This window comes from Limosilactobacillus gorillae (genome assembly GCF_001293735.1).
GTDB lineage: Bacteria > Bacillota > Bacilli > Lactobacillales > Lactobacillaceae > Limosilactobacillus > Limosilactobacillus gorillae.
Map to the genome: position 1 here is coordinate 1 of NZ_BCAH01000038.1, position 21,784 is coordinate 21,784.

General features: G+C 48.1%; 26 protein-coding genes and 1 other annotated feature. Of the genes, 1 reads left to right on the forward strand and 25 read right to left on the reverse strand.

Going from position 1 to position 21,784, the window contains the following annotated elements:
* Positions 1-37 precede the first annotated feature (37 nt).
* The 22 genes from AOQ57_RS06855 to polA form a co-directional block, all read right to left on the reverse strand.
* Complete coding sequence (locus AOQ57_RS06855) at positions 38-1,513, reverse strand: HAMP domain-containing sensor histidine kinase (protein ID WP_093626492.1); 1,476 nt, start codon at positions 1,511-1,513, stop codon at positions 38-40.
* Between the two features lie 18 nt (positions 1,514-1,531).
* Positions 1,532-2,218, reverse strand: coding sequence for a response regulator transcription factor (locus AOQ57_RS06860; RefSeq protein WP_049183246.1), 687 nt, complete (start codon positions 2,216-2,218; stop codon positions 1,532-1,534).
* 156 nt (positions 2,219-2,374) lie between these two features.
* Positions 2,375-2,551 (reverse strand): 50S ribosomal protein L32, encoded by a 177-nt coding sequence (gene rpmF, locus AOQ57_RS06865; protein WP_093626494.1) that lies wholly within the window; start codon positions 2,549-2,551, stop codon positions 2,375-2,377.
* A 51-nt stretch (positions 2,552-2,602) separates the two neighbouring features.
* Complete coding sequence (locus tag AOQ57_RS06870; RefSeq protein ID WP_093626496.1) at positions 2,603-3,154, reverse strand: DUF177 domain-containing protein; 552 nt, start codon at positions 3,152-3,154, stop codon at positions 2,603-2,605.
* A gap of 86 nt (positions 3,155-3,240) precedes the next feature.
* Positions 3,241-4,368 carry a nucleotidyltransferase gene (locus AOQ57_RS06875; protein WP_093626498.1) on the reverse strand — a complete coding sequence of 376 codons (1,128 nt, stop codon included), beginning with the start codon at positions 4,366-4,368 and terminating at the stop codon, positions 3,241-3,243.
* Positions 4,369-4,374: 6 nt separating this feature from the next.
* Positions 4,375-5,118 carry a class I SAM-dependent methyltransferase gene (locus tag AOQ57_RS06880; protein ID WP_093626500.1) on the reverse strand — a complete coding sequence of 248 codons (744 nt, stop codon included), beginning with the start codon at positions 5,116-5,118 and terminating at the stop codon, positions 4,375-4,377.
* Positions 5,118-5,474, reverse strand: coding sequence for a ribosome silencing factor (gene rsfS, locus AOQ57_RS06885; protein ID WP_093626501.1), 357 nt, complete (start codon positions 5,472-5,474; stop codon positions 5,118-5,120). The genes AOQ57_RS06880 and rsfS overlap by 1 nt, the downstream gene beginning before the upstream one ends.
* Entirely contained in the window at positions 5,474-6,046 is a 573-nt protein-coding gene (yqeK, locus tag AOQ57_RS06890) for a bis(5'-nucleosyl)-tetraphosphatase (symmetrical) YqeK (RefSeq protein ID WP_439950843.1), read from the reverse strand. Before yqeK ends, rsfS begins: the two co-directional genes overlap by 1 nt.
* Positions 6,047-6,077: 31 nt before the next feature.
* Entirely contained in the window at positions 6,078-6,713 is a 636-nt protein-coding gene (locus AOQ57_RS06895) for a nicotinate-nucleotide adenylyltransferase (protein ID WP_093626505.1), read from the reverse strand.
* Positions 6,714-6,729: 16 nt separating this feature from the next.
* A complete protein-coding gene (gene yhbY, locus AOQ57_RS06900) occupies positions 6,730-7,041 on the reverse strand; it encodes a ribosome assembly RNA-binding protein YhbY (RefSeq protein ID WP_093626507.1) in 312 nt (103 codons plus the stop codon).
* A gap of 17 nt (positions 7,042-7,058) precedes the next feature.
* A complete protein-coding gene (gene yqeH / locus AOQ57_RS06905; RefSeq protein ID WP_093626509.1) occupies positions 7,059-8,183 on the reverse strand; it encodes a ribosome biogenesis GTPase YqeH in 1,125 nt (374 codons plus the stop codon).
* Positions 8,176-8,706 carry a YqeG family HAD IIIA-type phosphatase gene (locus AOQ57_RS06910; protein ID WP_093626511.1) on the reverse strand — a complete coding sequence of 177 codons (531 nt, stop codon included), beginning with the start codon at positions 8,704-8,706 and terminating at the stop codon, positions 8,176-8,178. The genes yqeH and AOQ57_RS06910 overlap by 8 nt, the downstream gene beginning before the upstream one ends.
* 59 nt (positions 8,707-8,765) lie before the next feature.
* Positions 8,766-9,497 carry a YoaK family protein gene (locus AOQ57_RS06915; protein WP_093626514.1) on the reverse strand — a complete coding sequence of 244 codons (732 nt, stop codon included), beginning with the start codon at positions 9,495-9,497 and terminating at the stop codon, positions 8,766-8,768.
* Positions 9,498-9,577: 80 nt separating this feature from the next.
* Positions 9,578-9,931 carry a 50S ribosomal protein L20 gene (gene rplT / locus AOQ57_RS06920; RefSeq protein WP_093626516.1) on the reverse strand — a complete coding sequence of 118 codons (354 nt, stop codon included), beginning with the start codon at positions 9,929-9,931 and terminating at the stop codon, positions 9,578-9,580.
* Between the two features lie 50 nt (positions 9,932-9,981).
* Positions 9,982-10,179: a 50S ribosomal protein L35 gene (gene rpmI, locus AOQ57_RS06925; protein WP_093626517.1), complete on the reverse strand. Its 198-nt coding sequence runs from the start codon at positions 10,177-10,179 to the stop codon at positions 9,982-9,984.
* 22 nt (positions 10,180-10,201) lie between these two features.
* Positions 10,202-10,711: a translation initiation factor IF-3 gene (infC, locus tag AOQ57_RS06930; RefSeq protein WP_003683701.1), complete on the reverse strand. Its 510-nt coding sequence runs from the start codon at positions 10,709-10,711 to the stop codon at positions 10,202-10,204.
* A 47-nt stretch (positions 10,712-10,758) separates the two neighbouring features.
* Positions 10,759-10,889 (reverse strand) — a sequence feature (ribosomal protein L20 leader region).
* A 46-nt stretch (positions 10,890-10,935) separates the two neighbouring features.
* Positions 10,936-11,871 carry a primosomal protein DnaI gene (dnaI, locus tag AOQ57_RS06935; RefSeq protein ID WP_093626519.1) on the reverse strand — a complete coding sequence of 312 codons (936 nt, stop codon included), beginning with the start codon at positions 11,869-11,871 and terminating at the stop codon, positions 10,936-10,938.
* A 36-nt stretch (positions 11,872-11,907) separates the two neighbouring features.
* Positions 11,908-13,275: a DnaD domain protein gene (locus tag AOQ57_RS06940; RefSeq protein WP_093626521.1), complete on the reverse strand. Its 1,368-nt coding sequence runs from the start codon at positions 13,273-13,275 to the stop codon at positions 11,908-11,910.
* Positions 13,275-13,733 (reverse strand): transcriptional regulator NrdR, encoded by a 459-nt coding sequence (gene nrdR, locus AOQ57_RS06945; protein WP_093626523.1) that lies wholly within the window; start codon positions 13,731-13,733, stop codon positions 13,275-13,277. The genes AOQ57_RS06940 and nrdR overlap by 1 nt, the downstream gene beginning before the upstream one ends.
* Positions 13,734-13,777: 44 nt before the next feature.
* Positions 13,778-14,398 carry a dephospho-CoA kinase gene (gene coaE / locus AOQ57_RS06950; protein ID WP_093626525.1) on the reverse strand — a complete coding sequence of 207 codons (621 nt, stop codon included), beginning with the start codon at positions 14,396-14,398 and terminating at the stop codon, positions 13,778-13,780.
* Positions 14,391-15,230 (reverse strand): DNA-formamidopyrimidine glycosylase, encoded by an 840-nt coding sequence (mutM, locus tag AOQ57_RS06955; RefSeq protein WP_093626526.1) that lies wholly within the window; start codon positions 15,228-15,230, stop codon positions 14,391-14,393. The genes coaE and mutM overlap by 8 nt, the downstream gene beginning before the upstream one ends.
* A 93-nt stretch (positions 15,231-15,323) precedes the next feature.
* Complete coding sequence (polA, locus tag AOQ57_RS06960) at positions 15,324-17,984, reverse strand: DNA polymerase I (protein WP_093626528.1); 2,661 nt, start codon at positions 17,982-17,984, stop codon at positions 15,324-15,326.
* Positions 17,985-18,129: 145 nt separating this feature from the next.
* Between polA and AOQ57_RS06965 the strand changes: the two genes are divergently transcribed.
* Entirely contained in the window at positions 18,130-18,879 is a 750-nt protein-coding gene (locus tag AOQ57_RS06965; RefSeq protein ID WP_093626530.1) for an alpha/beta hydrolase, read from the forward strand.
* Between the two features lie 75 nt (positions 18,880-18,954).
* Here the strand turns inward: AOQ57_RS06965 and AOQ57_RS06970 are convergent, their stop codons facing one another.
* The 3 genes from AOQ57_RS06970 to ytpR all read right to left on the reverse strand — a co-directional run bounded on the left by AOQ57_RS06970 (position 18,955) and on the right by ytpR (position 21,717).
* Positions 18,955-19,665 (reverse strand): Bax inhibitor-1/YccA family protein, encoded by a 711-nt coding sequence (locus AOQ57_RS06970; protein WP_093626532.1) that lies wholly within the window; start codon positions 19,663-19,665, stop codon positions 18,955-18,957.
* 85 nt (positions 19,666-19,750) lie between these two features.
* Positions 19,751-21,055 carry a UDP-N-acetylmuramate--L-alanine ligase gene (gene murC / locus AOQ57_RS06975; protein ID WP_093626534.1) on the reverse strand — a complete coding sequence of 435 codons (1,305 nt, stop codon included), beginning with the start codon at positions 21,053-21,055 and terminating at the stop codon, positions 19,751-19,753.
* Between the two features lie 29 nt (positions 21,056-21,084).
* Entirely contained in the window at positions 21,085-21,717 is a 633-nt protein-coding gene (gene ytpR / locus AOQ57_RS06980) for a YtpR family tRNA-binding protein (RefSeq protein WP_093626536.1), read from the reverse strand.
* Positions 21,718-21,784: the final 67 nt, after the last annotated feature.

A 21,784-nucleotide genomic window follows, 5' to 3' on the forward strand; every position in this document is an offset into this window, starting at 1 on the left:
GAGGGGGCCCTCCCATTTTTAATTTCTTATCGTTAATTTACTTGTCACTTGCTTCAACGATCGGCAGGGTGATACGAAAAAGTGAACCAGAGCCCAGTTGACTTTCAACCGTTACCGTCCCATGGTATCCCTCCACTAGTCGCTTGGCAATTGCTAACCCCAGGCCATTACCGCCCTTCTTGCGGCTCCGTGCTTTATCAACCCGGTAAAAGCGATCAAAAACCCGGTTTAGATTCTCCTGGGAGATCCCCTCCCCGAAGTCCTGGACTCCAATTTCAACTGCTTGCATGTTGCGTGAAAGCGACAGGTGTATTTCCTTACGCTCCGTCGAATACTTAACAGCGTTATCACACAAGATAATCAAAATCTGTTCAAGGTGGTCCCGGTAAACTGGAACCAAGAGGTCTTCATCCAAATCATCATCCAAACTAAAGTGGAAATCGGGGTGAATCATCCGAAAGTTATCGTAAACCTGGTTAACCAGCTTTTTAACGTGGGTAGTGGCATTCCTAAAGTTAACTTCCACCTGACCCGCGCGTGTTAGGTCCAGCATTTCCCCGATCAGAGTGTTCATCCGGTTGGTTTCAGCAAGTGCCGCGTTGATTGACTCCTCCAGCTGCTTAGGATCATCCTTCCCCCACCGCTGCAATAGCTGCATGTGTCCTTGAATGATGGCCACCGGGGTCCGCAACTCGTGTGAAACATCACCAACGAACTGGGACTGCTGATCAATGTAGCGCTGCGTCCGATCAATCATCTCATTGAACATCCAAGCCAGTTCACCAAGTTCATCGGTTCGACTTGTAACGGGTACCCGTTTATCTTTCGTGGGGTCATCACGTAAAACCTCCACCGTTTCTTGAATGTCATTAAGGGGTCGTAACAAGAAGTAGGATAAGAAATACCCCATCAACCCAGAAAAAATTACGACCAAGATGAGGGCTAGCACCGAAATTAATTCCAAGTGCCGGTAATGCTGGTAATAGTTATCCAGGTTGTTTTCAACCTGCAGGTAACCAATCATGCGGTAGTTATCAGCACTAAGAATTGGCTCCCGCCCAATTAGGTACTGATGATTTTTGCCGTCGGCCATCTTGATGGTTTGGGTACTAACTTTTTTAAAGCCCTGGTTCTCCTTACCAGTTGAAAAAAGTTCCTTCCCACTCTGATCGTAAACCGTTACAGTCAAGTGCCCATCTGATAACCCCTGAATCACCGGCCGCTGGTAAATCGTTCCGCCGTCATTTCCTTCTGGGGTTAAGACATTGTCTTTTAGTGTCTGGTTGACTTTAGCCACTGTTAATTCACTGCTCGTGGACTTTCCTAGCTTTTGGCTGATTGTCACTAGCGACTGAGTTAGGGTTTGGCGTTCCTGGCTCAACAAATCCTGTGTGAACGAAGAAAAGAGAACCATGATCACCACTAAGGAAATGATTAACGATCCCAACGCCGTTCCCAAAGCCCACTTTAGCTTAAGAGAGAAAAAATGCTTCCTCCTTTTTTGTTCGTCCATCACAGCCACCTACCCTACCTAGGAGCGAATTACGTAACCAGTCCCACGAACGGTCTGAATATAGCTCTTTTCGCCGGGCCGGTCAATCTTGTTTCGCAGGTATCGGATGTAAACATCGACTACGTTAGTTTCAACCTTGGAGTCATAGCCCCAAACCTTGGACAGAAGTTCCTTTCGGGACATTACCACGTTGATATTTTCCATCAGAATCAAGAGCAATTCGTACTCACGCTTAGTTAGGTTGATCACCTCGTCACCACGCCGGACAACCCGGTTTTCCTTTTCGATCGTCAGATCTTGATAGGTGACGGTTGTTTGGTGGACACTGTTAGCATCACCTTCGATCGAAATCCGACGTAAAAGAGCCCGAACCCGAGCCAATAGTTCTTCAATAGCAAACGGCTTAACGATATAGTCATCAGCCCCATGATCTAAGCCTGAAACCCGGTCAATGACGGAATCACGCGCGGTCATAATAATAATGGGGGTATCCTTCACTTCCCGAACCCGGCGGGCAACTTCTAAGCCGTTTAATTCCGGTAGCATCAGATCCAATAAGATGACGTCAAAATCCTGGTTTAAGGCCGCATCTAACCCCTGACGACCGTCCAGTTCAACGTCCGTTTCGTAACCATCGTGCTTTAGTTCTAGCTCAACAAAGCGCGCCAGGTTTTCTTCATCTTCAATAATTAAAATCCGACTCATAGCATTTTCTCCTTACAATCGCACACTAGCCTTATTAACCATAACCTATTTTATCATAGAACTCTCATTAACCCTAGCTAGGATTAATTTAAGATTAACCTTCCCATAAAAAAAGACTTCCCCAGGTCCGGCGCCTAAGGGGAAGCCTTTAATGATTTAGTTGTTTTCAACAACTTGCTTGCCATCGTAGTAACCACAACTTGGGCAAACCATGTGGGACTTGCGAAGCTCGCCACAATTTTGGCAAGGTGCTAAGCCCGGAACAGTTAACTTGATGTGTCCCCGACGGTTACGCTTACGAGTCTTTGATGTCTTCCGTGCTGGTACAGCCATGTATGACACCTCCTTAAATTTTTTTATCCACTAGTGGTTTCTAACCGTTCGCTAATTACGGCTATCCTGATCAGGAAATAAGTTCTTTAACTTAGCGAAACGTGGATCAACTTGATTATTTTGCTCTAGTTGGTCGTCTGCCTCTTCAACCATCGACCATCCCTTCCCCTCTGGAAGGTGTTGGGCCTCCTCTTCTTCGGGTGTCAACACCCGAAGAGGAACCTGCTCAATGATATTTTCAATCAAGATTTCATCAAGATCAATTACGCCATCGGGACCCAAAGTTAAGACCAGCTGATCTTGATCCTCAAACCGGGCGCGGTGACTATCATCTGGCAAGTAGGTTTCGGTGACCGTAAAGTCGAGTGGCATGACCACGGGAGCAAGGGATCGGCTTGAGGGTACCGTGAGATCCAGTTTTACCTGGGCGCTTAGGGTGGCATCCCCCTTATCATAGCTTAAGTACCCATCCACTGTAATTGGCGAGGCCGCCAAAACGGTTTCGGGAAACCGATCGGTCAGTGATGCGTTCAGATCTAAAGTACTATTAACGTGCAGTGGCTCATCTTGATATCGATGTAGCTCAGATAATGCCCACTTCATGGTACTAACCTCCTAATGCAACGTGCCTAATTATACCCGGGTCCCAAGTCCTTGTCAATGATTTTTCCTTGACACCGATCGCCCTTCTAATTAATTCGGATAGGCCCACGGGTGACATCTTGTTCATCTGCCCCAAAGAATTGGTACAATTTACCAACTCGGTAATCAAGCGCCAGTTCCTGGTCCTTCATTCGCTGGTTAACCTTAGTAACCAAGGGGTAGTTAAGTTTATTTTTAATCTGGTGTAAATACTCCTGACCAGTCTTGGTGAAGCCAAGTACCCGGTGATAGGGGTGATAGGCATTAATATCTTGGTCAGTCATGTTCAATGTTAGGTAAAGGGCCACCCGTAATAGGCGCCCATAAGTATACCGCTTCGTCTTAGCCGCCCGCAAGAAATCATCAAAGGTTCGGTTTTGCTGAGCAGCCTCCTTGAGCCGGTTCTCCAGTCCCTCCTTGACCTGATAAGTTTTTGCCAGTTGTTCAGTAGGGGTCTGGATTAAGTGGTTAGCTAAGAGTGGATAAAGTCGTTCCCAACTTGGAACCTCCTCTATCATCGCTAAGGCTTGGGCAGTCTGAGTAGGCACAGTTTTGGTAACATCCCCACTTTCTTGAATTGCTCGGCGGATTGCCCCGGCCGATGAGATCTTTCCCGTTAACTTGTGATCGGCATAGTGATTGTCGATTCGCTTAATTGGGTGAAGGTTAAAGGAATACCCGCCTTCATACTTAGCCCGATGATAGGCAAAGGCCAAGATATCGTTAGGGTCGGTTAGGGCGTGGCCGGTTACTGCTTCCAGCTGCTGGTTAAATTGAGTTGCGTATGTGTTATTAAACTGATGAAAAGCTCCTTGGTCAAAGGCCTGCTCCGCTAAAACCATCGCATTAAAGTCCCAGTCCGGGTGTTCAGCACCAAAAACAACGTTACTAACGGCGAGATCGTTTAATAACTCTAACGCCCCGCTTGCAAAGCGGTGGGCTGGTTGAACCGCCGATGCAACTGGTAGTTCAATTACTAAATCAACCCCGTTTTCAAGGGCGCACTTGGCCCGGGTCCACTTATCCAAAATGGTCGGCTCACCACGCTGGGTAAAGTTACCAGACATCACGGCAATCACTACATCAGCCTTAGTTACCTGTTTAGCCTGCTGCAAATGGTAGCGATGCCCATTATGAAAGGGATTATATTCAACTACTAATCCGACTGCTTTCATACTCACCTAATCCCCCTTTTGGCAGGCAAAGAACCAGCGTGTTGTTTCTTCATTAGGTGTCTCTTTTCCAAAGTCGGCACTAACCCGGTGTCTTTTAAAGCCGGCTGCTTTAACCGCTGCTCGGTAAGTAGCGAGTGGATAAGTCTTTTCAAAGTGGGTTTCTGCCACCCGATCATAGCGCCCGTCAGCCTGCTCAATGAAGAAGGTTAGCTCATGGATAACCCCATGCTCTACCTCGTCGTCAGCAAAACTTTGCCACATGAATGCCCGGGCGTGGTCCTCATCTTGGTAGTTGTAGCAATACCCCGGATAAACCACGTCGGTTTGATAGGGGGTAATGACATCAAATAAGAGCTTACCGCCTGGTAATAGGTGCATATAGGCCTGCTTTAGAACCGTCGTTACCTCCGAAAGGTCATTTAAATAGCACAGGGAATCGGCAAAACAGGTAATCGTTTCAAACATCCCCAGCCCGCTTAAGTCTAGCATGTTAGCCTCAACCAACTCTAAGTTAACTTGGTCCGTTCGGGCACGTTGGTCAGCTAAGGTAAGCATTTCGGAACTTAGGTCGGCATCAGTCACCCGAAAGCCTTGCTTAGCTAAGCGAACCGCCAAGCGACCGGCACCCCCCGCCAAGTCTAATAAGCGACCGGGCCTTTCAACCTCTTTTTGAACAAAACTTTGCCAATCAGCGTAGAGCTGATCATCGAAGAGCTCATCATACAGCTGGGCGAAGGTTTGGTAAATCATTACTCTTTTACCCAGGCACTCAAGTCAACCATTGGTGCTTGTGCCCAGAGCTTCTCCAAGTTGTAAAAGTCACGTGTTTCCTCCCGGAAGATGTGAACAACCACGTCCCCAAGGTCAACCAGAATCCACTGAGCGGCTTCCTTTCCTTCCACCGAACCAATCTCAACGTGTTCTTCATGAGCCTTTTCGACAATCGCGTTAGCAATTGCTTGAACCTGGCGGTTAGAACTCCCGGTCATGATTACGAAATAATCGGCCATTAGGCTAATTTGATCTACCTTTAAGGCGACAATATCTTCAGCGCGCCGGCCATCAGCGGCCTTAACTACCATTTCTAATAATTCTTTGCTTTGCATTATTTTTCCTTTCCATTGCTCGGCACCCACGCGTTGTAGGTGGCTAAAGTTTTCGGGTACACGGCTTGCCCCTTTTGAATCAGGTAGGCCAGAGTTTGTTTGGTTTGAAAGGCAACGCCCTTCCCTAAGTCCTGGTGCGTGATCTTACGGGCCTGATCAACACCAGGAAAGTCCCGGCCAGGTTCAATGTAGTCAGCCATGTAAATAATCTGGGCGAGCTTTGTCATGTACGCCGCCCCAACCGTGTGCTGGCGGATGGCATCCAAGATTCGCTGATCATGAACACCTAATTCATCAGCAACTATTTCGGCGCCGACCACCCCATGCCAAATGGCGTTACCGTAACTTAATAGATCCGGGTCCAATTTCTTTTCCTTAATTTTTGAAATGAAATCCTCATCTGGGCGCTGCTTAGCATAGTCGTGGCATAAAGCAGCAATGCTAACGGGCTCTAAGTTGACCCCATTTTCCTCGGCGAGTTCAAGGGCCGTTTCTTCCACCCGCAAAACATGTTCAAAACGCTTTTTGGTAAGGGTGGCCCCTAATTTATCCACCAGCTCTTCTCGCTTCATTGGAATTAAATGTTGGTGATACTTGATTTGCTTAGTCAATGTATAACTGATGCTCCTTAATGTAATCCTCAACGGCCTTGGGTACCATATAGCGAATTGACTGGCCGTTTTTTACCCGGGCTCGGATGTCTGATGAAGAGATCTCCACGGTCGGTACGTCAACCCAGATTACCGGGTAGTGGGTTTCATTTTTAGCCCCCTTACGCCGAACACCGACGAAGTTAACTAGTTCAACTAGCTGGTCGATCTTATTCCAAGTTGGCAAGTAATCGACCATGTCACCGCCAATGATAAAGTAGTAATCCGTATCGGGATGCTTTTCCTTTAAGGCCTTAATCGTATCGTAAGTATAAGAAACTCCGCCCCGGTTGATTTCCTCCATTTCAATGTCAAAGAAGGGATTATCAGCGGTTGCCAGTTTCAACATATCCACCCGCAGGTCAGCAGCAATTGTTCCCTTATAATCCCGGTGGGGTGGTTGCATATCTGGTAAAAAGGCCACCTTCTCCAGTGAAAGGGTCCGACCGACCTGTTCGGCAACTAACAAGTGGGCATTATGAACTGGGTTAAAAGTCCCGCCATAAATTCCCACCCGCCGGTGATGTTCAAATTGCACCGCCTGCGGCTGAACCTTAGGGATTACATTTACCACTGCTGCTTCTACCACAATCTCACCCCACTAACTAGATTTTGGCCACCTGCGCTGATAGGTCTTGGAAGCGTGGATCTTGGGCCACCTTAAATAGGACTAAAACCCGGCCAATCGTTTGTACCACTTGAATATCACTATTTTCTTCAATGTAGTCCCTAACTTCATCAGCGGTGGCATCGCTGTTTTGTAAGATATTGACCTTTATCAATTCTCGTTTATCAAGGGCACCAGTAAGCTGGTCTACCCAGGCCGGCGTCAAACCATTTTTCCCCACTGCAAAGAGGGGCTGAAGGTGGTTAGCCTGAGCCCGTAAAAATCGTTTTTGTTTTCCGCGTAAATTCATTTTATTTTCCTCGCTTTTTAAATCATGGCCCGCCGTACTAGAACACTGACCCCTTTTGGTGCCCACCCAGCAACTACCAGGCCAGCCGGAACGGTAATCCAGCCCAATCCTTCAAAGACCAGGTCTGACTTCTCAGTAATTGAAAATTCAAACCGCTCTAAAGGCGGAAAGGCTTCAATTTCATTTTCGTGTGGTGGAACTAAGAGACCGCCAAGGTGTTTTTCGTAAAAGGCATCGGCATTAGCCAGCTTGGTCCGGTGAAGGGGAAGGTTGTTATCAAAATAAGCTGTCAAGCCAGCCCGGGGTCCCTTTAGGTAGTCAAAGCGAGCAATCCCCCCCAAGAAGATCGTTTGCTGCTCGCTTAACTGGTAGGTCTTGGGCTTAATTTCCTTTTGAGGTGCCACCAAACGCAGGTCTTCCGCTGGAAGGACATGGGCCATTTGTTCTTGGTGAATAATCCCCGGGGTATCGACTAACTCATGGCCATCATCGAGGGGGATCTCAATTTTGTCTAAGGTTGTCCCCGGAAAGCGCGACGTAGTGATTAGGTCTTCAACCCCAGTCCGCTGCTTGATGATTTGATTAATCAGAGTTGACTTCCCAACGTTAGTCACCCCGACCACATAAACATCACGGCCTCGGCGGAACTTTTCAATCGTTTCTAGTAGTTCTTCAACCTGGTGGTTTTTCTTAGCCGAGACTAACGTCGTCAGCAAAGGACGAATCCCAGCTTGATTAGCCTGCTGGCGGAGCCAATCAGTTAGCTTAGAACGCCGTAGTGAACGTGGCAAAAGGTCCTCTTTATTTCCAACTAAAAGAACCGGGTTATCCCCCACAAAGCGGTGAAGTCCCGGAATGATCGAACCATTGAAGTCAAAGATATCAACCACGTAAACGATCAGGGCGTTGGCCTCGCGAATATGGCTTAAGAGCCGTAAAAAATCATCATCAGTCAAAGAAACCGGGGCAATTTCATTGTAGTGACGTAGCCGAAAACAGCGTTGACAGTATAACTCACCGGTCTCAATCCCTTTTTTTAAAGCTGATGCCGGCGTATAGCCTAAGGCGCCTTTATCCTCAGTCTGAATAATTGCCCCGCACCCAATACAGCGTAATTCTTCTTCCATGTTTAATTCAGTCATTCAATTCCTCCTGCCAGGTTAATGCTGGGTAGTTGTTGCGCAAAGCCCTTTTGACTTGCTTTTCCATGATCCGGTTAAACTTGGTGTTCCACTGGTCACTTGCCACCAAGGGGCGGACTAAAATGCTACGTACCCCAGCGGTATTAGCAGCCGCCACATCCGTCAGTAGCTGATCGCCCACCATTACCACTTCATCTTTTTCAAGTCCTAAACGCATCCGGGCCCGAGTAATCCCAAACGACATTGGCTTTAATGCCCGTGAAACAAAGGGAAGGTTGAGTGGGGCTACGGCCCGCTCAACCCGACGGTGGCTGTTGTTAGAAATCACAATCAAGGGAATACCAGCCGCCTTTAAGGACATCATCCAGTCTCTTAATTCCTGGGTCCCGTTTGGATTGTTCCAAGCAATCAAGGTGTTATCAAGGTCGGAAAAAACCGTCCGAATTCCCTGCGCCTTTAGTTGCTCTGGTGAAACCCGGTAAATTGAGTTCACCATCCACGTTGGTTTGAATTTTTCTATCACAGGATATCTCCTTACGTGCTTTGTAATAACTACCATTATAGTGATTGCAAGCGGGGGCTTCAATTCAAGTGATCATCATCTTTTTTGCTTGCTAGGTAAAAGGGGTTTTTAGTGTATTGGTTCCGCCGGTAGAGCAAGAAGGCGTACATACCACTCACAACCGTCATGAAAACCGAAGCACCCCAGATTGTAGCGACTCCCCACACCCGCTGTATTTCAGCCGATAAGACCGCCCCCAAAATAAAAGCGCTAACCAGCCAAGTATAATTAATTGCCGCCTTAAGGCCGTCCCGATCACCCTCAAAGAAGTAAGAGCACCAGCCAATGACGGCCTTCTTGAGGTTTCCAGTGGAAAAGACATTGTTATACCCTGCCCCTTCAATCTTATCGAAGGCCAGGTTTAACATCGCCATTCCAAAGGCCAGCGGCGGAACCACCAAGTTATTGGACCAGGTGGTCGGAACAAATCCGATTACCAAGCAGATTATAATGATGGGAAATAAGCTCGCAATTCGCCAGTAATGTGTCCGGTGGTGGACCCGGAAGTAGGAAACAGCCACCAACCCCAGAACAAAGGCTAAAAAGGTCAACAGCTTGGTAATTAGTCCTGGTAGGTTGTGCTGAGCCAGCTCCAGGCTGAAAAAGATAATATTACCGGTTTGTCCCGCCGCGAGGGTATTTCCCCGCAGTCCGTAGGTATAAGCGTCAATGTAGCCTCCGCAAAAGGTAAAGGCTACCGCCAACCAGCGGTACTGGTAGATATGTGACCGGGCATAAATTGGGCTCGTCATTCTCCCACCCCCTTGAAAATAAAAAGAGATTAGGGCAAGGTTTAGCCCCTACCCTAATCTCTTTTTCCCGACTAATTGAATTAGTTCAGGGCCTTCTTAGCTTCGTCAACGATTGCCTTGAAAGCATCAGCGTCGTTAACTGCCAAGTCAGCAAGCATCTTGCGGTTGATGTCAATGTTAGCTAACTTCAGGCCGTGCATCAGCTTGGAGTAACTCAGACCATTCATCCGGGCACCGGCGTTGATCCGGGCAATCCAAAGTTCGCGGAAGTTACGCTTGTTGGCCTTCCGGTCACGGAAAGCATACGTGTAACCCTTCATCACTTGGTCCTTAGCAGTCTTGAACAGACGGTGCTTAGAACCCGTGTAACCCTTCGCTAACTTCATGATGCGCTTCCGACGAGCGCGCGTAACTGTTCCACCCTTAACTCGCATAGTGGTATCCTCCTACAAATTTAAAGTATTATTCGCTGTGCGTCCCGCAATTACTTAGCAGGAACCATCTTCTTGTAACGCTTTACGTTTGACTTATCCATCATGGAAAGGCCACGTAATTGACGGCGTTGCTTCTTAGTCTTACCGTGGAAACGGTGAGAAGTGAATGAGTTACCACTCTTAAAACCACCCTTAGCGGTCCGCTTAAAACGCTTTGCAGCAGCGCTCTTAGTCTTCATCTTTGGCATAACGAATTCCTACCTTCTTAATTTATTTTTTTGCCTTATCAAGCGGGGCAAGCGTTAAGAACATGCTCCGCCCTTCCATCTTTGGCCGTTGCACAACTGTGGCGATGTCTTTAGTTTCCTCCGCCATCCGTTCAATCATGTCTCGACCGATATCCTTGTGGGTAATGGCCCGACCACGGAACCGTAACGAAACTCGTACTTGATCACCCTTTTCAATGAACTTACGCACCCGACCTAACTTAACGTTAAAGTCATTGGTGTCGATCGTTGGGCTTAAACGAATTTCCTTAACGGCAACCGTCTTTTGGTTCTTACGGGCTTCCCGTTCCTTTTTTTGCATCTCAAAACGGTACTTCCCGTAATCCATGATCCGCGCAACTGCTGGGCGAGCCTTGGGTGCAACAAGCACCAGGTCAAGGCCGGCATCCTCTGCAAGTTGCAATGCTTCACGCTTGGACTTAATGCCAAGTTGTTCCCCGTTCTGATCGATCAGGCGAACTTCCCGTGCACGAATACCGTTATTGACAATCATTCCTTGAGCTATGGCAACACACCTCCAATTTGATTAGCGAAAGAAAATTAAGCAAGAAAAAACGGGAGTGTGACCACCCCCGCAAAGCGAACTAACCCTAATGGTTATTCGGATTTAATCTCGTCAGCCCGGCGACTCCGATCACCTAGGCGAGAAGCGGGTGCTTCTTCTTTTTCTTTCAACGTTTACTAATATACTAAATCCAGCTACCCCTGTCAAGGCCTTTATCCCTGACGTAGGTTCATGCCATCCATTGGAACCTCTCGGGCTAAAAACCGGATTCGCTCCATGATCCGTTTGGCCTTCAGGGGTTCCACGTTTCCCTGCGTATCTACGGCTAAGTGGGCTTCTAATTCTGCCATCGTGAAGTTGGAAGAGAAAAAGGTTGGTAACTCTTCTTGCATCCGGTACTCCAAAATGACTCCTAAGATGTCATCACGCAGCCACGTTGATAAAGCATCGGCGCCGATATCGTCAAGCATTAAAATGGGCGCTTCTTTAACCTGGTCTCGTTTCTGATCAAGGGTATTATTTGCAATCGACCCTTTCATCTGGACCGCAAAGGTTGGAAAGTGAACCAAGGTCGAAGCTACTCCCCGACCGGCCAGTTCGTTAGCTAGCGCCCCCAACAAGAAGGTCTTACCGACTCCAAAGCTGCCGGACAGGTAAAGGCCAGGAACAAAGTCTTTTTGGGCCATGTAATTCTTCATGAATTCAGTCACGGCGATAAAGGCCTGCTGCCGGCTAGCCGAGGTACGCTCCGGATCCATGTAAAAAGTATCAAACGAAGCCCTGCGAATAAACTTGGGCATGTTAATCGTTTGGACCCGATTGTAACGAGCCTGGGCTTCACGCTGAGCATTCAACTGGGCAGTTGGCACGTAGGTAACGGCGATTTGGCCGTTAGCCAATTCTAAGCGGGGCGCATAACCGGGGGCTACCGTTGCCTTCCCCTGACGCATCAGTTCTCGTTCCCGGTAGTATTCATAAAGTTTTGAGTAGCCACGTTTAATCGTTTCAACCGACAACTGGGTGGCATTCTGTTCCAAAAAGCGGCGAACCTCTTCGTCATGTAACACGTGGTCGACGAGCTGCTGGTAGGCCTGATTGTTGTCCCTGGCCTTTAAGGCAGCCTCCACCGCCTGGGTTATTGATTGCATGGCCTTCCATCCTTTCCGTTAACCACCATGAGTAAATCACTTTGGCGGCGTTGTTTTCTTTTGGGCGGCCCGTAACTTGGCCAGGGCCTCCTTACCAGCTTGAATCTGGTCACTAGACACCCCCTGGTGCTGGCGTTTCCGATCATCCTTAGCCCAATCCGGTAGTTTTTCAACGATTGCCCCCCGCCGGCCCCGTTTGTTAACCGGCTTGGTCTGGGCGTTGCCCTTTTGCCAAAAGCGCTGAATCGCGAGTACGGCATCACTTGCTGTTCGCACCCCCTGGCGTGTCCAGTTATTGGCAATTGCGTTGACAAAGTTGGCTGCTAAATTGGCATTCCCCTGATCTACCAAAACATAGTAGCTTAAGATATTGATCGCCCCATCGGTCAAGGGAGTTTGGCTGACCAGGCGCTCTAAGGTTTTTCGTTCTGCCGAAGAGACAAAACCAGAGCCAGTTGCCTTTTTTAGGTCGGTCAGGTACTGAAGGGGGGAACCTTGGTTAGCTTCATCAGCAAGGGCTTGTTCCTGCTGATTCAGGGCCTTCTTTTGTTCCTGGGCGGGTGGTGTTTCAATACCTGACACCTCTTGGACCTCCTGGGGTCGGGCCTGGTTAGCGACTACTAACTTAAACTGTTCTTCATCCAGCTTTCCGGTGGTTAGATCAGTTGCTGAAAGCAAGGAGCTGACCAGATCCAGCTCACTTAGCCCATAGACCCGTTTCTCAGTTAGAATCAGCTGACGATGCTTTGAAAGCTCACTTGCATCTAGCCCCTGTACCTGAACTTGGCCAGCTAAAAAGGTCCAGTCCAAAGTGAGGATATTCTCTGACTTCTTTTGCGGACTTGGCTGGCCAAGCTGTGTTTGACTGGTGGTGACCAGTTGCTGATCGGCAGGGGTTGTCATCGTCTTAAAGATGTCAAAAAAGCCCTTAGTGATCTCGTGATAATCTGTTGTTGCCATGTAGTAACGGTTGGCTTTTTTAACTAACGCTTGATAGCGAGTTTGCCCAACGTGCTGCAGGAGCACCACGGCTAGCAGGTCCTCTTTTAAAAAGGCTGCTGGGCTCTTAAGGGGCTGCAACTGGTAAATCACCACCGGCCCTAGCTGATCAACCTTAAAAAAGGTTCGTAACAACCCCACCGCTTCCAGTTGCACCCTAGCTTGGTCAACCTGGTTAATTCCTACCCCCAGTTGATCGAGCAATCCAGTGTGCTGTCGGCGCTCGGTTACCGTTGGGTTAGGTAAGAGCTGGTTGACCAGAATCAACAATAAGTTAGTGGCAACCGGATTGAGCAAGGGTTGGTAATAATCAACTAACCACTCCTGATTGATGCCCCCAAAATCTGGGCTGGCTGTTAAAACGTAGCCGGTTTGGGGCTGCAATTTAAAGGGTGCTTCGGGCATTAGTGCCCCTCCTTTTTCATTGACTCAATCTCCTTGGAAAAGGCGTCGACGTCTTTAAACTGACGGTAAACACTAGCAAAACGAATGTAGGCGATTTCATCAATTGGTTTAAGTTCGTTCATGACAAACTCCCCGATCGCCTGGCTGGACACCTCGTTTTCGCCCAGCCTGCGTACCCGCGCCTCGACGTGGTCGGCAATCTTAGTCAGCTTATCCATGCTGACGGGACGTTTTTCGGCTGACCGGACCAGCCCATTTAAGATCTTTTGCCGGTTAAATTCCTCCCGGGCCCCATCCTTTTTGACTACTAACAAGGGAGTTTCTTCGTAGCGTTCAAAGGTGGTAAACCGGAAGCCACAATTGACGCATTCGCGCCGCCGCCGAATGGACATCCCATCTTCAGCGGGGCGACTGTCGATCACGCGGGATCCATTATGATGACAGTGTGGACAAAGCATCGTTGTTCCTCCTGATTTTCTGACTAAATGTTTCGTAAACTGTATTATACCATAGAATGCAAATTATCATCTAAGTGCCACTTGGCCAGCAAATGGTCAACCTGAGCCGCTGTTTCTTCTTTAGTGCCATCATTATCAATTACCAGGTCGGCATGAATCAGTTTTTCCGCCAGGGGCATCTGAGACTGTATTCTTTGCTCAGCCTCCCTTCTCGAATAGTGGTTACGTTCCATCAGACGACTCAATTGAGTTAATGGATCAACCTTAACTACCACCACTTGATCACAGTAACGTTGGTAACCGGCTTCAAGTAGCAACGGTACATCCAGGACTACCAGCGGGACGCCAGCCCTTTTCAACCCAGCTAAGCTCGCTTCAAATACCTGGCGAATTAAGGGGTGAGTGATTTCATCTACCACTCGACGGGCCTCTGGATCGTTAAAAATTAGGCGCCCTAATTGCTGTCGGTTCAGGCTCCGGTCAGGATTCAAGATTTGTTCACCAAAGGCCTTGGTCAATCTTGTTAAGGCCTCACTATTTGGGGCCACCACCGCTCGAGCCACTTGGTCTGCATCCAAAATCACAGCCCCTGCCTGACGCAACAGGGCCGCCACCGTTGACTTCCCACTGGCAATCCCACCGGTTAAACCGATCACCCTAGTCATCTTCTTTTACCATGGTCTGACAGTGCGGGCAAAAGGTGGTCCCCCGTTGGGCAACCTTAATCTTAATAAGCTTAGTTCCACACCGTGGGCATGCATCGCCACCATGACCGTAGACCTGAAGTTCATTTTGAAACTCCCCAGCATTCCCGAAAGCGTTTTTAAAGGTATGGACGGTTGTCCCGTGGCCTTCCGTTGCCCGAGCAATTTCTTGAATAATGTTTTCCCGTAGGTGGGAAATCTGATCATCAGTCAGCAAATTGGCCGGTTGTTCAGGATTAATTTGAGTTTGCCACAATACCTCATCAACATAGATGTTACCTAAACCAGCTACGTGTGACTGATCAAGTAAAAAAGGCTTAATTTTGCTACGGCTTTTGTTTAGGATCTGCTTGAAGTAGTTGAAGCGAAAATCTTCTTCAGTTGGTTCTGGGCCAATTGTTTTCAGCCCGCCAACCGTCATCTCTTGCCCCGTCTTAACCAGATGCATCCGTCCAAATTTACGGGTATCGCGATAGCACAGGTCGGTCCCGTCAGTAAAGTGGAAGATCACGTGGGTATGTTTATCGACCATGGCTCCCGTTGATTGGTTGTAGTAACTCCCTTCCATCCGTAGGTGCGAGACCATGGTCAAGTCGTTGGAAAAGCGGAAAAGAAGGTACTTCCCCCGCCGGTCAATACGCTCAATGGTTTGGCCAATCAGTGCCTGGCGAAATTCCTCTACGTCGTTTTCGATTGTCTTTGCGTAGATGACATCGATTCCTTTGATCTGATGCCCGGCAGCAATACGCATTAAACCCCGTCGTACGGTTTCTACTTCTGGCATTTCAGGCATTGTTTTATCCCCTTTACTTAGTTTATAACCACTCTAAATTATCAACAAAGGGGCGACCTAGCAAGTATTTTGCCTCCCGCCCCTTCATTATTTCTATTTCTTCAGGTCGTACCAGGTTGCCCCAGACTTGTTTTCAACCTTCAACGGAACCGCTAGCTGAACAGCTGAACCCATAATTGATGGAACTAGCTCTTCTAAAGTAGCGATCTCTTCTTGGGGTGCTTCAAAGACCAATTCATCGTGAATCTGCAGAAGCATCCGGGCCTTAAGCCCACGCTCTTGTAAGGCCTTTTCCATCCTAATCATTGCAATCTTAATGATATCGGCAGCCGAACCTTGAATCGGCGTATTCATCGCCGTTCGTTCCGCAAAGGAGCGCTTGGCAAAGGACTTGGCGTGAATGTCGGGTAGATAACGGCGACGGTGAGTAATTGTCTCAACGTAGCCCTTTTCCTTAGCCTGTTCCACGATCTCACGGACGTATCTTTCAACACCTGGAAATTCCTTAAAGTAACTCTGGATGAAATCATGCGCCCGAGCTCTGGTAACATGAATGTTTTGAGCTAGGCCAAAATCAGAGATCCCATACACGATTCCAAAGTTAACCGCCTTAGCTTGACGACGCATATCAGGTGTCACCTCGTCTTCGCTAGCCAAGTGGAAGATCCGCTTGGCCGTAGCGGCGTGAATATCCTTATCGGCCAAGAAATCGGCCCGCAAATTCTCATCACCGGTTACGTGAGCCAGGACCCGCAGTTCCACTTGGGAGTAATCCGACGAGAAAATTTGCCAGCCCGGCTCTGATGGGATAAAGGCGCGCCGGATTTGACGCCCTTCTTCCAAGCGAACAGGAATGTTTTGCAGGTTTGGATCTACCGATGAGAGCCGGCCCGTCGCCGTCAGGGTCTGTAAGTAGCGGGTATGAATCTTTTGATCACTTTTACCAATTACCTTCAACAATCCAGTAATATAGGTCGATTGCAGCTTACTAATTTGACGATAAGCTAGGATATTTTGGACAATTGGCGCCCTGTCAGCCAGCTTCTCCAAGACGTCAACAGCGGTTGAGTAACCAGTTTTAGTTTTTTTGATTACTGGAAGCCCCATCTTTTCAAATAGGATTCCTCCCAGTTGCTTCGGGGAATTAATGTTGAATTCCATACCGGCCTGCTGATAGATAGCCTGCTCCAGCTCCCGTTCGCGTTCAATCAACTTGGAACCCATTTGTTTTAAGGTCGTCGCGTCAACGTGAATCCCCCGAATTTCCATATGAGCTAAAACGGAAGACAGCGGTCGCTCAATATCTTCATACAGGGGCATCTGTTCGTTTTCAGTTAGCTGATCATACAGGGGCGCCTTGAGGTCTAAGATTGCCCGAGCCTTCTTGGCTAAATGGTTAAAGAAGACATCGTCGTCTTCTGGAATCGCCAGTTTGGCCCCCTTGCCGTACACCTCTTCGTCAGTTTCAACTCGATAGTAATCGTGGGCTTGGGCCAATACACCAAGGTCATTTGCATTTTCGCTCGTGTTCAGTAAGTACGAAGCTAAGAGTAGGTCGAAGTCAACCCCGGCCAGGTCGATCCCCAGGCGGTGCAAGCCAACCATTTGAGCCTTAGCGTTAAAAACATCTTTTCTAACTGCCGGGTCCTGCAAAAGTTCCTTGAGTACCGGTTCCGTCAGTAAATTTACATCCCGACTCACCAGCCAGTGCTTAGCGTTACCAATTACAAAGCCAACCAATGGCGATTCATTGTAATTGGCCTCCGACATTTCTAATTGAAAAGCAATCTCCCCACTCAGTTGCTTAACTACTTCCAGGTTATCCTTAGTCAGGATCTGGTAGTCAATTACTTCCTTAGGCATCCCCTCCTTTTCTCCCTGACCATCAAATTCCTTCAAAAAGGATCTGAAGTTAAGTGTTTGATAAAGGTCAAACAACTCCTCTTGCTTGGGTCCAGAGTATTGAATGTCTTTTAGTCCAATCTCAATTGGAGCATCGCGACGAATTGTTGCCAGGTCCTGGCAGGCCCGGGCAATTTTCTCTTCATTAATCAGATTTTCCTTGCGCTTGGATTTCTTCATTGCCGCCACGTTTTCGTAGAGGCCATCCAAAGAGCCGTACTCCTTTATCAGGGTTACCGCCGTTTTTTCACCAATCTTGGTTACTCCTGGGTAGTTATCCGAGGTATCACCCATTAAGGCCTTAACATCAATGTACTGTGTTGGCGTTACCCCCAGTTTTTCTTGCATGTAAGCAGGGGTGTATTTCTCAGTCTGGGTAACCCCCCGCTTGGTAACAGCAACGGTGGTATGGTCGGTAACCAACTGAGTTAAGTCTCGATCCCCGGTTACGATCATCGTTTCAAAGCCGGCCTGATCTCCCTCCTTGGCCAGGGTTCCAATGATGTCATCGGCTTCGTAGTTAGCAAGCTCATAGGAATGAAGTCCACTAGCCTCCACTAACTTTCGAACGTAAGGGAGCTGCTCTGTCAATTCACTTGGCGTCTTATCCCGTCCACCTTTGTAATCGGCGTACTTTTCCGTCCGGAAGGTGGTCCTACCGGCGTCAAAAGCCACCAACGCCGCATCTGGCTGAACCTCCTCCAAAATGTGGTCTAACATTAACTTAAAGCCGTATATGGCCGCCGTGTGCAAGCCCGCCTGGTTGGTAAACTTATCCATCTGGTTGTGCATGGCAAAAAATGCCCGAAAAACAATACTGTTGCCATCGATCAGTAAAAGCTGCTTCGCCATTTCTCTTCGTCCCTTCTGTGTAGTCATTGTTTTCATTGTAGCAAACTTTCCCCTCCTTGGCTTGTTAAGTCAACGCTAAAGTACTTGCTTTCAGGCTGATTAGCAGGTATTGTTAACGCAACAAATAGAAAGTGAGCTGATACGGATGGAAGTTTCAATTGAACGCGACGGATTGACCCTACGAGGACTTTTAGAAGGTAGCAACCAGGTCCACAACAAGCGGATCGCCATCTTGATGCACGGTTTCAAGGGGGACCTTGGTTACACAGAAGAAAGCCTCTTAAACCAGGTTGCCCACCGTTTAAACGCCCAGGGACTGGCCACTCTGCGCTTTGACTTTGCTGGGTGCGGCCACTCCGACGGACGTTTTTTAGACATGACGGTCTTCTCAGAAATCCTGGATGGGATGAAGATTATCGAATACGCTCGCCAAAGGGTTGGTGCCAAAGAAATCATTCTTGTTGGTCACTCCCAGGGCGGGGTGGTGGCTTCGATGCTAGCAGCCTACTTCCGTGACGTGATCACTAAACTGGTTCTCTTGGCGCCTGCCGCTACCCTCAAGGATGATGCTCTAATTGGAACTTGTCAGGGAACAAATTACGATCCCAAGCACATACCAGCCACCGTTAACGTGGGTGGCTTTGCAGTCGGTGGCGATTACTTCCGAACTGCTCAACTCTTACCAATCTACGAAACGGCTCAACATTTTGCCGGCCCAGTTTTAATGATCCATGGTCTGGCTGATACCGTTGTTGATCCCCGGGCTTCCCAAAAGTACAACATCATGTACCAAAACGGCACCATCCACTTTATAAAGGGAGCCAGTCACCAGTTAAATGGTGATGGTGACCAGCGTACCCAGACTCTTCAACTCGTTGCTGATTTCTTAGTATAGTAGTAAAAAAGAACCCTAGAATTGTTAGACATATGTCTAACAATTCTAGGGTTCTTTAACGTTGCGCGATTTCTACTAGTCGCGGTTACTCATTCCAAAGATTTGCAAGAGCTGTAAGAATAAGTTAATGAAGTCGAGGTAAAGTTGAAGCGCCCCCATGACGGCTAAGCCCCCCATTGATACCTCAGCACCATAGTTAACATAAATGGCCTTCATCTTCTGAGCATCCCAAGCCGTAAGAACCACGAAGATAATCACGGCAATGTAAGAGAAGATGTAAGTAATCGCTGCCGAGCGCAGGAACATGTTAATCAGCGAGGCAATGATTAAGGCAATCAAGGCGGCCATCGCATGGCTACCGGCCTTACTCAAATCCCGCTTAGTAAACGTCCCAAAGGCAGCCATCGTTACAAAGATAACAGCCGATGAAACAAAGGCAGCTGCAATGTTAGCGGTTGTGTATATAGCCGAAATCAAGGAGAACTCCACCCCGTAGATAATCGACACCATCATCAACATAATAAAGGAGCCAACCGGATTCCTGGTGGCGCTAAAGCTAATCCCCATCGAAAGGGCAATTGGCAACAACAGGATAATCCAAACCAGACCGGTATGGGCGGCCACAAAGGTGAAGACCGCTGTCTTAAAGACGGTCATGGTTAAGTATGCTGTGATGGCCGAGACGAAGACTGCTAGAGACATTAACCCGTACATCCGGGTCAAAAAAGAATTCAGCCCACTGACGTTCACTTCACGCCGTTCGGGTTCACGTGAAAAGTTGTCCACGATATAACCTCCCATTAATTTTCTGTTTTACTAACTAAAAGAATGGTAGCAAATGCCACCATTCCCTTCAACTAATTTACCCCCGTTACTTCAAGCGGGTCTTGTATTCATCTTCGTACTTTTCAATGTCACCGGCTCCCATGAAGACAACCACCCCATCGTGGTAGGCCAAAAGCTTTTCAAGCGAATCCATATTAATGTCTTCACTTCCTTTGATCAACTTTTCGAGGTCGCCGGCCGAAACAGAGCCGTTTTGCTCCCGAATAGAACCAAAGATCGGCGTCACAAAGACCTTATCAGCCTTACTCAGGCTCTTACCAAATTCCGTCAGGTAAGCAGCCAGACGAGAGTAGGTATGTGGTTGAAAAACAACCACCAGTTTCTTGTCCGGGTACTTCTGACGGGCCGCATCGATGGTCGCCTTAATTTCAGACGGGTGATGGGCGTAGTCGTCAACGATCTTCATATCGGCGATGTCTTCTTCAGCAAACCGCCGTTTAACTCCGCCAAAGGATGCTAGCTCAGTCTTGATCTCTTGTAAATCAATTTTTTCCATGTAGGCCACGGCAATTACAGCCAACGAGTTCAAGACCGAGTGTTCACCGTAAAGGTGTATCGTGAAGTTACCCAACTTTTCGTCCTTGTAGTAGGCGTCAAAGGTCGATCCTTCAGGCGTCCGAATGATGTTAGTGGCCCGGAAGTCGTTGTTTTCCTTGGTCCCGTAGTAATAAACTGGCACATCAACGTTTAGATCCCGCAGACTCTTGTCTTCTCCCCAAGCAAAGAGACCCTTTTTAACCTGCCGGCCGTAGGTTTCAAACGAATCCTTAACATCAGCAAGGTCCTTAAAGAAGTCCGGGTGATCAAAATCGACGTTGGTCATGATCGCATAGTCGGGATGGTAAGCCAAGAAGTGATCACGGTATTCATCGGCTTCAAAGACAAAGAAACGAGCATCTTTTACGCCGCCTCCTACCCCGTCACCGATCAGATAAGAAGTCTTTTCCACATTGGATAAAACGTGAGCTAATAACCCGGTCGTACTTGTCTTCCCGTGGGCCCCCGCCACCCCAATTGAGGTGTGGTCCACAACTACCTGTTCAACCGTGTCCGGATAGGATTGAATTGTCAGCCCCATTTCCTTTGCCCGTACAATTTCTTCATGGTCATCACCAAAGGCGTTCCCCTGAACCACGATCATCCCATTCTTCAAGTTTGCTGGGTTAAAGGAAAGAACTGGAATACCGGCGTTTTCCAGTGGTTGCTGGGTGAAGGTTTCCTTGTCAATGTCAGAACCCAAGACATCATTACCAAGGTCTTTTAACAAACGAGCTAAGGCAGCCATCCCGGTCCCTTTAATTCCAACAAAATAGTAAGTCTTTTTCTCCATTTTTTGGTCCTCTCATACCTATCCAGCGGCTAAAATAAGTGGTTCCCCTTTTTAAAGTCAAAGGTATCACCGGCCTGGCCAAAGTCATCCGGTAAGATCACGCACCCTGGCTGATTAGGCGCGTTGTTCAGATTGAGCTCCCGTCCGGAACAAATCATTCCGTTAGATTCAACCCCGACCAGTTTACCAGGCCAAATAATCTGCCCGGATGGCATCATGGCACCAACCTTGGCCACAATCACCTTAACGTGATCAGTGATGTTTGGTGAGCCACAGACGATTTGAACTGTTTCATCACCAAGGTCAACTTTGGTGATGTGAAGGTGATCAGATTTTGGGTGGTCTTCTATTTCGCTAACGTAGCCAACAACAAACTTCGGGCTCAGGTCTGCGACTAACGACGTGGTGAAGCCAGCCTTTTGAATAGCCTCGTTTAGCTTAGCTACCTGTGGTTCGGTCAGAACAATTTGACCGCGGTGGTCTTGTAAATCATCCAGCAGTTGACTGGCATTGTTAAAGTTGTAACCAAGTAACTGCCCCTTATCACCGAGAATTTGAGTGACCCCGTTCTTGGTGACAACGGTCTGTTCTCCGGTGCCATTTTCTACTATCGTCACTAATACATCGCCCATGCCCGGACGGTTGTAACTTGCAATTAGCATGTAAGATCCACATCTCCATTCATTATTCTAAGTCAACTACCACCGATCAAAATCGATGGCTTGTAGC